Below are 11,093 nucleotides of genomic sequence, written 5' to 3' on the forward strand. Positions count from 1 at the left end.
CAGGCGGCCGACGAGCCGGGCGGCCGGGCGATCCGCGTGATCCTCGTCGACGACCAGCAGCTGGTCCGGGCCGGCTTCCGGATGGTCATCGACTCCCAGCCGGACCTGACGGTCGTCGCGGAGGCCTCCGACGGCGCCGACGCGGTGCGGGTGGTGACCTCCACCCCGGCCGACGTGGTGCTGATGGACGTGCGCATGCCGGGGCTGGACGGCATCGAGGCCACCCGGCAGATCACCCGGCAGCTCGGCCAGGACGGCGCCGGCCCGCGGGTGGTGGTGCTCACGACGTTCGACCTCGACGAGTACGTCGTGGCCGCGATCGGCGCGGGCGCCAGCGGGTTCCTGCTCAAGGACGCCCCGCCGGAGGAGCTGCTGGCGGCGGTCCGGACGGTGTTCGCCGGCGACGCGGTGATCGCGGCGAGTTCCACGCGCCGCCTGCTCCAGCACGTCGGCCCGCTGCTGCGGGCCGGGGCCGCCGCGCCCGCGTCGGCGCCGCAGGGGCTGCCGAAGGACCTGACGCCGCGGGAGATGGAGGTCCTGGAGTGCATGGCGCACGGGCTGACGAACTCCGAGATCGCGGCGCGGTTCGTGGTGTCGGAGGCGACGGTGAAGACGCACGTGGGCCGGGTGCTGGCCAAGACGCACTCGCGCGACCGGGTGCAGGCCGTGGTGCTGGCGTTCTCGGCGGGGCTGGTGCAGCCCGGTGAGGTGCTGCGCGACGCCCGCTGAGGTCTCTCGGACGGGAGTTGATCACCGTCGGTGACGAGATGAGCCGAACGCGCCCCTGAGTGCTCACTCCTAGTGCACCATGAGTGACGGTTCGCGATGGCCGCGAGCCACTGAGGGGGGTCTCAGCCATGTTCCACCACCGTGTGCACCGCCGTGTCCACCGCGACACCCGGTACCGCCTGCGCACCGCGGCGCTCACCGCCCCGGCCCTGCTGGCCGCCACCGCCGCCGCGCTCGCCACCGCCGGCCCGGCCGCCGCCACCCCGCGCCCGGCCACCGGCGCCCTGTCCGTGCGCGACGCCGTCGTCACCCTGCACTCCCCCGCCCAGGCCAAACCCCTCACCGACGACTGCTGGACCGGCTGGAGCGGGGCCCTCTGCGGCTACGGGGAGGTCGCCTTCACGCTCACCGGTTTCGACGCCCACGGCGGCGTCCCCTCCTGCGACCCCGAGGACGCCGGCTACTCCGAGACCTGCGAGGAACCCGTCGCCGAACTCGTCGAGACCCGCGGCACCCGCGTCGACCTCGTCGTCCGCTGCGCCGGGAAACTGCTCCCGCGCGTCGCCTCCGTCCCCGTCGTGACCGAACCCACGCACCTCGTCGGCCCCGCCGACGTCAGCGCGTTCAACCGGATCGACAGCGACAGCGCCCGCGTCGCCGTCCTGTTCTACTTCCCCACCCCCAGCCAGGTCGCCGTGTGCGGGGGCGGGGCCACCGAGGTCGTCGCGGCCTCCGCTCGCAACGTCACCGTCGGCTGGGCGGGCACCGGGACCTCCGTCCCCGCCGGCACCCACCGGGTCCCCGGCCTCCACCGCTTCCGGCTGCGCTGACCCCGGACGGGCACGAGCGGCCGGCGGCGTCCTCCCGCGGGATGACGCCCGCCGGCCGCGTCCACCAGCGGTCCCACGCCCCGGATCAGTTCCCGAACCGACGACCCCGGGCCCGGTCCTCCGTAGCGTCGACGACGTCGAGAACGTCTGCGAACGGGGAGATCCGTGTCCGAAACCAGCCAGCGCAGCAGCGCCCCGGCCGTCCTGGAAGCCACCCGCCCGGCGGTGCGCGCCGTCGGGCTGCGCAAGACCTACGGACGCGGCGACGCCGCCGTCCACGCCCTCGCCGGGGTGGACGTGGAGTTCACCCGCGGTGAGTTCACCGCCATCATGGGCCCCTCCGGTTCGGGCAAGTCGACCCTCATGCACTGCCTGGCCGGGCTCGACGACGCCTCCGGCGGGCAGGTGTTCCTGGGCGAGACCGAACTCACCGCCCTCAAGGACGCCGATCTGACCCGGCTGCGGCGCGACCGCATCGGGTTCGTCTTCCAGAGCTTCAACCTGCTGCCCGTCCTGACCGCCGCCGAGAACATCGTGCTGCCGCTGCGGCTGGCCGGCCGCGCCCCCGACCGCGCCTGGCACGACGACGTCGTGGAACGGCTCGGCCTCACCGAACGGCTCGGCCACCGGCCCCACGAGCTGTCCGGCGGCCAGCAGCAGCGCGTCGCCGTCGCCCGTGCCCTGCTGCCCCGCCCCGACGTGGTGTTCGCCGACGAACCCACCGGGAACCTCGACTCCCGCGCCGGCGCGGAGGTCCTGAGCCTGCTGCGCGGCAGCGTCCGCGAGTTCGGGCAGACCGTCGTCATGGTCACCCACGACCCGGTCGCGGCCAGCTACGCCGACCGCGTCGTCCTCATCGCCGACGGCGCGCTCGCGGGCGGGCTGACCCGGCCCACCCCCGACGACGTCATCGACGCCCTGCGCACCTTGGGGGCCTGAACCGTGCTCCGCCTGACCCTGGCCCACCTGCGCGCGCACGGCGCGCGCGTCGTCGCCTCCTGCCTCGCCGTGGTCATCGCGGTGGGTTTCGTGGTGGCGACCCTGTCCCTGAACGCCACCGCCGGCGCGGCCGTCCGGCAGGGCGTCGGCGCGCAGTTCACCGGCAGCGACGTCGTCGTCGAACCCGAGGACGAGTTCGGCGAGGACCGGTCCCTCGACGCGCTGCGGACCACGCTGGCCGACCTGCCCGAGGTCGGCGCCCTCACCGCCGACCGCACGACGTTCGTCGCGCTGCGGCTGCCGGGCCGCAGCGGGTCCACCTACGCCCAGGCCGACGGCACCGGGACCGCGCCGTCCCTGCAGTGGCAGCGGCTGAGCGCCGGGCGCCTGCCCGCCACCGCGGGCGAGGTCGCGGTCTCCGACCGCGTCGACGTCCCGCTGGGCACGCCGATCACGCTGACCCACGACCCGGTCGGCGAGACCGCCGAGCCGTCGGCACCGGTCACCGAGACGGTCACCGTCGTCGGCACCGTCGACCTGACCGGCGACCCGCGCGCCGGGCTGACCCCGCGGGTGTTCGGCACCGACGAGGCCGTGACGTCCTGGGGGGCCACGAGCGTGCACCGGCTGCGGATCGCCGCCGCCGGCGGCCAGGACGCGCTGACGGCCGTCACCGCCGCCACCACCGGCCTGCCCGTCACCGTCTCGACCGGGGACGAGGCGGCGCAACGGGTCGCGGACTCCTACACCGGCCAGGCGGCCGGGCTCACGACGGTCCTGCTGGCCTTCGCCGCGATCGCCGTGCTCGTCGCCGGGCTGGTCATCGCCAACACCTTCGCCGTCCTGCTCGCCCAGCGGACCCGCGAGCTCGCGCTGCTGCGCTGCGTGGGCGCCGAGCGCCGCCAGGTCCGCCGCAGCGTGCTCGGGGAGGCGTTCGCCGTCGGGCTGCTGGCCTCCGCCGCGGGTGTGCTGGCCGGGGCCGGCCTGGCGCGCGCCGTCGCGGCCGTCGCCGGCCGCGTCGACTCCCCCATCCCGCTGACCGACGTGGTCCTGCCCGGCTCGGCGGTGCTGGCCGGCCTGGTGCTCGGCACCGCCGTCACGGTCCTGGCCGCGGCCGTCCCCGTCCGCCACGCCACCCGGGTCGCCCCGCTGGCGGCGCTGCGCCCGGTGGACGTCGCCCCGTCCGGTTCCCCCGCGGGCCGGGTGCGGCTGGTCCTGGGGGTGCTCACCGCGACGGCCGGGACGGCGGCCCTGGTGTTCTTCGCCGTCACCGGCGACCTGCTGCCCGCGGTGGCCGCCGGTGCCGTCAGCTTCCTGGGGTTCCTGCTGCTGGCCCAGCGCCTGGTCCCGGCGGCCGTGTCGCTGGCCGGCCGGCCCTTCCACCGCCTCGGCGGGGTGCCCGCCCGGCTCGCGGCGGGCAACAGCGTCCGCAACCCGCGGCGGACGGCGGCGACGGCCACGGCCCTGGTCATCGGGGTGACCCTGACGACCGCGATGGTCGTGGGCACCGCCTCGACCCGCAGCTCGGCCGCCGCCGGCATCGACGCCTCCTACCCCACCGACGTCGTGGTCTCGGCCCCCGAGCCGCTGGACGCGACGGCGGTGGCGGCGATCGAGGGCACCGGCGGGGTGGCGGCCACGACGCTGGTGAGCGACCTGACGCTCGTCAGCACCGACGGCGCCCTGAGCCTGGGCGTCATCGCGGTGGACCCGGCCGAGGCCGCCGGCGTCGTGCGCTCCCAGGAGCGGACGCCGCTGCCGCGCGACGGGGAGGTCGTCGTCCCCGGCACGACGGCGGAGGCCGCCGGCCTGCGCGAGGGCCAGCGGGTCACGCTGTCGGCCGAGGACCCCGCCACCGGGGCGGCCGGGGGCGGGCCGACCGCCGCGTTCACCGTGCGCGTCGCGCCGGACTCCTCGGCACCGACGGCCGTGACCCGGGCCGACGGGGCGCGGCTGGTCCCGGGGGCGCGGCCCACCAGCGCCTGGGTCCGGCTCGCCGACGGCACCGACGAGGCCCAGGTGGAGACCACCGACGCGATCTCCGAGGCCGTGGCCCAGGTCCTGCCCACCAGCGAGGTCAGCGGCATCGTGTCGGTGCGCAACTCCCTGGACCAGGTGCTCACCACGATGCTGCTGGTGGTGACGGGACTGCTCGCGATCGCCGTGGTCATCGCCCTCATCGGGGTCGGCAACACCCTGGCCCTGTCGGTCGTGGAACGCCGCCAGGAGTCCGGTCTGCTGCGGGCGCTGGGGCTGACGCGGGGCCAGCTGCGCGCGCTGCTGGCCTGGGAGGCGCTGCTGGTGGCCGGGGTGGCCGCCGTCCTCGGGGTCGTGCTCGGCACCGGGTACGGGCTGGCCGGGACGTCCTCGGTGCTGATCCGCGAGACGCCCGTGCGGCTGGACGTCCCGTGGCTGCAGGTGGCCGGGATCGTGGTGGTGGCCGCCGTCGCGGGGGTGCTGGCCTCGGTGCTGCCGGCGCGGCGGGCGGCCCGGACACCCCCGGTCGCCGCGATCGCGGACTGAACCTGCGACGCTGCCGACATGGCTGTGGTGAAGATCAACGCGATCGAGGTGCCGGACGGGTCCGGCCCGGAGCTGGAACGGCGGTTCGCCGCGCGGCTGGGGGCGGTGGAGGGCAGCCCCGGGTTCCTGGGGTTCGAGCTGCTGCGCCCGGTCGCCGGGGAGACCCGCTACTTCGTCTACACGAAGTGGGAGACCGAGGAGGCGTTCCGGGCCTGGGCCGACGGCGGGGCCCGCGAGGCCCACGCCGGCGAGCGCCAGCGCCCGGTGGGGACCGGCGCCTCGCTGCTGGAGTTCGAGGTCGTGCTCGGCGCCGACCCCAGCTGAGGGCCAGCCGGTGCGGATCGTCGAGGAGGGCCGCGCCCGGGGAGCACCCGCGCTGGTGCTGCCGGGGCGCGGCTACGACGTGGACCAGCCCGTCCTGCGGGCGGTCCGCGACGAGCTCGTCGTCGCCGGGCGGCGCGTCCTGGCGCTGTCCTGGGCACAGGGACCGCCCCGGCCGCAGGACGTGCCCGCGCTCGTGCGGTTCCTCCTGGACGACCTGCGGCCCTGCCTGGTCGTGGCGAAGTCCCTGACGACGCTGGGGTTGCCGGTGGCGGCCGACCGGGGGCTGCCGGGGATCTGGCTGACCCCGCTGCTGGACCGGCCGGACGTGGGTCTGGCCGCGGCCCGGTCCCACCCGCGGACCCTGCTGGTGGGTGGGACGGCGGACCCGCTGTGGGACCGCGTGCTCGCGCACGAGAGCGACCGCGAGGTCCTCGAGCTCGACGGGGCCGACCACGCGCTGGAGCACCCCGGCGACCCGGTGCGGACGGCCGAGGACCTCGCCCGGGTGCGGACGGCGGTCCGGGGGTTCCTGGCGGACTGACCCGCTCAGAACTCGAAGAGGTTGCCCCGCAACCCCGCCCCGCCGTACCCGCTGCGCAGGACGCCCCGCCGCCGCAGGACCGGGACGAGGTCGTCGAGGAACCGGTGCAGCGTCACGGGGTGCAGGTCCCCGGACAGCAGGAAACCGTCGTTGCCGGCGTCCTCCCCGAACTCCTCGACGAGGTCGGCGAACTCCTCGGCCGTCCCGACGAGCCCGGTCCGGTCCGCGATCCGCCCCTTGCGGGCCTTGCGGGCCAGCAGTTCCCGCAGCGGCGCGTCGGGCGTCCCGCCGCGCAGCGCGGCGATCGTGCCCCGGGACACGTGGTCCCCGAACACCGCGGGGTCCAGCGGGCGGTCCAGCGGCAGCGCCGTGAGGTCGGTCTCCAGGTCGCTGGACCAGTGCAGCGCCACCTCGCGCAGGACGTCGTCGCCGGGGTCCCGGGACGCCGCGACGAGCCGGTCGGCCTCCTCGCGGCTGGTCACGAGCTCGGGTTTGACGACGAACAGCACGCGCAGGTCGTCGGCCTTGCGCCCGGCCGCCGCGGCGGCGGCCAGGACGCGGGCCCGGTAGGCGCGGACCTGCGCGACGTCCAGGGGGGCGAGGGCGAGCTGGACGTCGGAGCGGGACCCCGCGAACGCCAGCCCGCGCGGTGATCCCCCGGGGGAGACGAGGACGGGTTCGCCGCCGGCGAAGGGCAGCGCGTTGAGCGGGCCGTCGAGGCGGAAGTGCTCGCCGCGGTGCTCGAAGGCGTCGAGGCGCGCCCCGTCGGCGAACCGGCCGGTGACCGGGTCGGCGACGAGCGCGCCGTCGTCCCAGCTGTGCCACAACCGGCGGACGACGTCGATCCACTCCTGCGCCCGGTCGTAGGCGACGTCGTGCGCGACGGGTTCGCGGCCCACGTGCCGGGCGCTGCCGACGTCGGTGACGAGGTTCAGCCCGAACCGGTCGCCCGACAGGTGCTGCAGCGTCGCGGCCTGGCGGGCCGCCAGGTACGGCGGGGTGATGCCGGCGTTGACCGTCGGCACGACGCCGAGGTGGGTCGTGGCCGCGAACAGGTAGGGCGCCAGGAGCAGCGGGTCGTGCTTGGGACCGCCGTACGCCGCGCGCACCCGCAGGTCCAGGGTCGCGGGGTTGCCCAGCGAGACGGCGTCCTCGACGACGACGAGGTCGAACCCGGCGCGTTCGAGGTCCCGGACGGCGTGCGCGTACAGGTCCGGGCGGGTCCAGTCGTCGTTCCACGCCTGGTAGTCCCGGCCCCAGCCCTGCGGGCCGAAACCCCGGGAGAAGAAGTAGCCGAAGTGCTGCAACCGGCCCATCAGGAACCCACCTCCGCCAGCGCCGGCGCATGCGTGGCGGCCAGGGCGCGTTCGAGGTCGGCGACCAGGTCGGCCGGTTCCTCCAGGCCGATGGACAACCGCAGCAACCCGGGCCAGATGCCGGTCTGGAGCCGTTCGGTCTCGGTGCGGTGGGCGTGCGTCGTGCTGGCCGGGTGGATGACCAGGGAGCGCACGTCACCGACGTGCGTCATCCGGGTGAACAGCTGCACGGCGTCGACGAACCGTTGCGCGGCAGGACGTCCACCGGCGAGCGTCACGGAGAACACCGCGCCGGACCCGCGGGGCAGCAGGCGCCGGGCCACCGCGTGCGAGGGGTGCTCGGGCAGGGCGGCGTGGTCGACGGCCACCACCTCGGGCCGCTCCCGCAGCCAGCGCGCGAGGTGCTCGGCCGTGCTGCTCTGCCGGGCCACCCGCAGCGACAGCGTCTCCAGGCCCTGCTGCACGAGGAACGCGTTGAACGGGGAGATCGCCGGTCCCATCCGGGAGGCCACGACACCGCGGGTGTGCTCGACGTAGGCGCGGTGCGGGCCGTGGCGGTCCACCCAGCTCACGCCGCCGAGGACGCCGGCCGGTGCGGTCAGGTGGCCGAACCCGCTCCAGTCGAAACCCTCCCCCGTCACCACGGCCCCGCCGAGGGCGGCGCCGTGCCCGGCGAGGAACTTGCTGGCCGAGTGCACGACGACGTCGGCCCCGTGCTCCAGGGGGCGCAGGAGGTAGGGCGTGGCGAAGGTGTTGTCGACGACGAGGGGGACGCCGTGCCGGTGCGCGACGGCGGCGACGGCGGGCAGGTCCAGGACGGTGTTCTTGGGGTTGGCGACCGACTCGGCGAAGAAGGCGCGGGTGGTGGGGCGCACGAGCCGCTCCCAGTCCTGCGGCCCGGCGGCGAAGTCGACCGCGATGCCCAGCCGGGCGAAGTTCTCCAGGAACAACCCGCGGGACCCCTCGTACAGGTCGGCGGCGGCCACGAGGTGGTCCCCGGCACCGAGGATCCCCAGGAGCGCGACGGTGAGGGCGGCCTGCCCGGTGCCGAGCAGGACGGCGTCGGTGCCGCCCTCCAGGACGGCGAGCCGGCGTTCCACCGCGGCCGTCGTCGGGTTCGCCATCCGCGTGTAGACGTACCCGTCGTCCTCCCCGGCGAAGCGGGCCCGGGCCTGCTCGAAGTCGTCGAAGACGAACCCCGCGGTGAGGTGGACGGGGGTGACGCGGGCGCCGGTCACGGGGTCGGGTTCAGCCCCGGCGTGGACCTGCTGGGTGGCGAAGGACAGGGGGGTGTGCGGGACGTGCGGCATCGCGGGACCTTCCGGGAGCGGTTTCGAGGACGTCGGGGCGGTCAGGCCCGACAGGTCGTCCCGGCACCGCGCAGCAGGTCGATCACGAGACGTCGCGTCAGCGGTGCGTGCTCCATCGGGGTTCCTCTCCCATCGGTCCTGGCGGGAGCACCTACCCGGGAGGGCGGTTGCTGCGGCGTCGACGAGCCAGGTCTCTCGGCCGCTCTGGATGGCTCCCCCAGTGGAGGGCACGCGACGCCGACCTGTCAAGCGCTTCACACGATCGGGGGCGGCGGAACCCGGTGCCCTCGACGAACCCGCCGGCGTCGTCACCCCTCACCGGGCTCGCCCGCCGGAGAGGACGTCGAGCACGGCGACGAGCCGCGCCCGCCCCTCAGCGCCGTCGCACCCGGATCGGGCCCTTCGCGGTCGAGGGGTCGACGACGCGACCGCCCTGGGTGATCTCGGCCTCGCCGGCGGCCACGAGCCGGCGCGCGGCGGACCGCGCCGGTTCCACCAGCCCGCGCCAGTCGTCGTCACCGCCGACGGCGCGGGCCACCTCGCTGGGGCAGACGGTCTTGGAGGGACCCCGCTCGTCGAGCAGCCGGCGCAGCGTCGCCTCGAGGTCGGCGTCGAGGTCCTTCGACGACCGGGCCCGGCGGCGGCAGGCGTCGGAGCAGTACTTCACCGCGTCCCAGTCGCGCTCCCACTTCTTGCGCCAGGTGATGGTCCGGCCGCAGACGGCGCAGTCCTTGGCGGCCGGGGTCGCCGCCCGGGTCGTCCTGCGTGTGGGCACGGCCACCTCCTCCGGCGCCCAACGTGACACACCTCGGGTGCGTCCGCGACGGGAGCGGGCTAGGTTGGCCCCTGACACTTGCACGTTCAACGACTCGGGAGGCCCCAGTGAGCGACGTGAAGCTCGCGATCGTCTACTACTCCGCCACCGGCACGGTCCGGACGATGGCCGAGAGGCTCGCCGCCACCGGCGAGCAGGCCGGCGCGGAGGTCCGGCTGCGCCAGGTCCAGCGCCAGCCCACCGGCGGGGAGAAGGCCGCCACCGACGAGCAGGCCGCCGAGGCCGAAGCGGGCAGGGGCGCTCCGGGCGTCACCGCCGAGGACGTCGTGTGGGCCGACGCGGTGCTGTTCGGCTCCCCCACCCGCTACGGCAACATCGCCGGGCAGCTGAAGACCTTCATCGACTCCCTCGGCCCGCAGTGGGCCCAGGGCCAGCTGGCCGACAAGGTCTACGCCGGCTTCACCGCCTCCCAGACCGCCCACGGCGGCCAGGAGACCACCCTCATCGCGCTGTACAACACGATCTACCACTTCGGGGGGATCATCGTCCCGCCCGGCTACACCGACGGTTCGAAGTTCGTCGACGGCAACCCCTACGGCGTCAGCCACGTCACCGGCGGCGCCAACGACATCCCCGTCGGCGACGTCACGAACACCGCGCTGGACCACCTCGTGCAGCGCGTCGTGGGCCTCACCCGCAAGCTCAAGGGCTGAGCACCCCCATCACGACGGGACCCCCGCACCCCGGGAGGGGTGCGGGGGTCCCGGTGCTCGCGGGTCAGCGGGCGGCGGAGCCCTCGACGTAGTCGGAGTTGTCCGACTTCACCCACGCCATGAGCTTGCGCAGCTCGCGGCCGGTGGCCTCGATCGGGTGCTGCTCACCCTTGGCGCGCAGCTCCTTGAACTTCGGGGCCCCGGCGTCCTGGTCCTCGATGAAGTTGCGGGCGAAGGTGCCGTCCTGGATGTCCTTGAGGACGTCCTTCATGCGCTCCTTGACCGAGGCGTCGATGACGCGCGGGCCGGAGATGTAGTCGCCCCACTCGGCGGTGTCCGAGACGCTCCAGCGCTGCTTGGCGATGCCACCCTCGTACATGAGGTCGACGATCAGCTTCAGCTCGTGCAGGCACTCGAAGTAGGCGACCTCCGGCTGGTAGCCGGCCTCGATGAGGACCTCGAAACCGGTCTGCACGAGGGCGGAGGCGCCACCGCACAGGACGGCCTGCTCACCGAACAGGTCGGTCTCGGTCTCTTCGGTGAAGGTGGTCTTGATGCCGCCGGCGCGCAGGCCGCCGATGGCCTTGGCGTAGGCCAGGGCCAGCTCCCAGGCGTGACCGGTCGCGTCCTGCTCGACGGCGACGATCACCGGGACGCCGCGGCCGTCGACGTACTCGCGGCGCACCAGGTGACCCGGGCCCTTGGGGGCGACCATGACGACGTCGACGTCGACCGGGGGCTTGATGTAGCCGAAGCGGATGTTGAAGCCGTGGCTGAAGAACAGCGCCTTGCCGGCGGTCAGGTTCGGCTCGATGGCCTCGGCGTACAGACCGCGCTGCAGGTGGTCCGGCACCAGGACCATGATCACGTCGGCGGCCTTGGCGGCCTCGAACGGGGTGAGGACGGTCAGGCCCTGCTCGGTCGCCTTGGCCGTGGACTTCGAGCCCTCCTTGAGGCCGACGACCACGTCGACGCCGGAGTCGCGCAGCGACAGCGCGTGGGCGTGGCCCTGGCTGCCGAAGCCGATGACGGCCACCTTCTTACCGGTGATCTTGGACAGGTCGGCGTCGTCGTCGTAGAACATCTCGGCCAC

At 75.0% G+C, this 11,093-nt stretch carries 11 protein-coding genes and 1 riboswitch; of the genes, 7 read left to right on the top strand and 4 right to left on the bottom strand.

Translation table 11 applies throughout. The features are described from left to right. The first annotated feature begins 30 nt into the window (after nt 1–30). The 6 genes from ACRYM6_RS04055 (at nt 31) to ACRYM6_RS04080 (ending at nt 5,886) form a co-directional block, all read left to right on the top strand. Entirely contained in the window at nt 31–729 is a 699-nt protein-coding gene (locus ACRYM6_RS04055) for a response regulator transcription factor (protein ID WP_432541433.1), read from the top strand. A gap of 128 nt (nt 730–857) precedes the next feature. Next, a complete protein-coding gene (locus ACRYM6_RS04060; protein ID WP_432541351.1) occupies nt 858–1,559 on the top strand; it encodes a hypothetical protein in 702 nt (233 codons plus the stop codon). Nucleotides 1,560–1,724: 165 nt separating this feature from the next. Beyond that, nucleotides 1,725–2,498 carry an ABC transporter ATP-binding protein gene (locus ACRYM6_RS04065; RefSeq protein WP_432541352.1) on the top strand — a complete coding sequence of 258 codons (774 nt, stop codon included), beginning with the start codon at nt 1,725–1,727 and terminating at the stop codon, nt 2,496–2,498. A gap of 3 nt (nt 2,499–2,501) precedes the next feature. Next, nucleotides 2,502–5,021: an ABC transporter permease gene (locus ACRYM6_RS04070; RefSeq protein ID WP_432541353.1), complete on the top strand. Its 2,520-nt coding sequence runs from the start codon at nt 2,502–2,504 to the stop codon at nt 5,019–5,021. Nucleotides 5,022–5,039: 18 nt separating this feature from the next. After that, the gene (locus ACRYM6_RS04075; protein ID WP_432541354.1) at nt 5,040–5,345 is read left to right on the top strand and encodes an antibiotic biosynthesis monooxygenase family protein; all 306 of its coding nucleotides are present in this window, start codon (nt 5,040–5,042) and stop codon (nt 5,343–5,345) included. A gap of 10 nt (nt 5,346–5,355) precedes the next feature. Beyond that, nucleotides 5,356–5,886 carry an alpha/beta hydrolase gene (locus tag ACRYM6_RS04080; protein WP_432541355.1) on the top strand — a complete coding sequence of 177 codons (531 nt, stop codon included), beginning with the start codon at nt 5,356–5,358 and terminating at the stop codon, nt 5,884–5,886. A gap of 5 nt (nt 5,887–5,891) precedes the next feature. On the opposite strand, the gene ACRYM6_RS04085 is transcribed toward ACRYM6_RS04080, so the two are convergent. The 3 genes from ACRYM6_RS04085 to ACRYM6_RS04095 all read right to left on the bottom strand — a co-directional run bounded on the left by ACRYM6_RS04085 (nt 5,892) and on the right by ACRYM6_RS04095 (nt 9,287). Then, the gene (locus ACRYM6_RS04085; protein WP_432541356.1) at nt 5,892–7,202 is read right to left on the bottom strand and encodes an LLM class flavin-dependent oxidoreductase; all 1,311 of its coding nucleotides are present in this window, start codon (nt 7,200–7,202) and stop codon (nt 5,892–5,894) included. Continuing rightward, nucleotides 7,202–8,512 (bottom strand): O-acetylhomoserine aminocarboxypropyltransferase/cysteine synthase family protein, encoded by a 1,311-nt coding sequence (locus ACRYM6_RS04090; protein ID WP_432541357.1) that lies wholly within the window; start codon nt 8,510–8,512, stop codon nt 7,202–7,204. The genes ACRYM6_RS04085 and ACRYM6_RS04090 overlap by 1 nt, the downstream gene beginning before the upstream one ends. Nucleotides 8,513–8,621: 109 nt before the next feature. Further along, nucleotides 8,622–8,727, bottom strand: a riboswitch (SAM riboswitch). Between the two features lie 158 nt (nt 8,728–8,885). After that, nucleotides 8,886–9,287 carry a DUF3253 domain-containing protein gene (locus ACRYM6_RS04095; protein ID WP_432541358.1) on the bottom strand — a complete coding sequence of 134 codons (402 nt, stop codon included), beginning with the start codon at nt 9,285–9,287 and terminating at the stop codon, nt 8,886–8,888. Between the two features lie 107 nt (nt 9,288–9,394). On the opposite strand from ACRYM6_RS04095, the gene ACRYM6_RS04100 reads away from it, so the two are divergent. Continuing rightward, complete coding sequence (locus tag ACRYM6_RS04100; RefSeq protein WP_432541359.1) at nt 9,395–10,000, top strand: flavodoxin family protein; 606 nt, start codon at nt 9,395–9,397, stop codon at nt 9,998–10,000. 64 nt (nt 10,001–10,064) lie between these two features. On the opposite strand, the gene ilvC is transcribed toward ACRYM6_RS04100, so the two are convergent. Continuing rightward, nucleotides 10,065–11,093 (bottom strand): ketol-acid reductoisomerase, encoded by a 1,029-nt coding sequence (gene ilvC, locus ACRYM6_RS04105; RefSeq protein WP_432541360.1) that lies wholly within the window; start codon nt 11,091–11,093, stop codon nt 10,065–10,067.

The organism is Kineococcus rugosus (assembly GCF_050871975.1).
Lineage (GTDB): Bacteria > Actinomycetota > Actinomycetes > Actinomycetales > Kineococcaceae > Kineococcus.

Bases quoted from the DNA above. Each gene is read 5' to 3' on its own strand.
- ACRYM6_RS04085 (WP_432541356.1), bottom strand. From the start codon at position 7,202: ATGGGCCGGTTGCAGCACTTCGGCTACTTCTTCTCCCGGGGTTTCGGC.
- ACRYM6_RS04060 (WP_432541351.1), top strand. From the start codon at position 858: ATGTTCCACCACCGTGTGCACCGCCGTGTCCACCGCGACACCCGGTAC.
- ACRYM6_RS04075 (WP_432541354.1), top strand. From the start codon at position 5,040: ATGGCTGTGGTGAAGATCAACGCGATCGAGGTGCCGGACGGGTCCGGC.
- ACRYM6_RS04090 (WP_432541357.1), bottom strand. From the start codon at position 8,512: ATGCCGCACGTCCCGCACACCCCCCTGTCCTTCGCCACCCAGCAGGTC.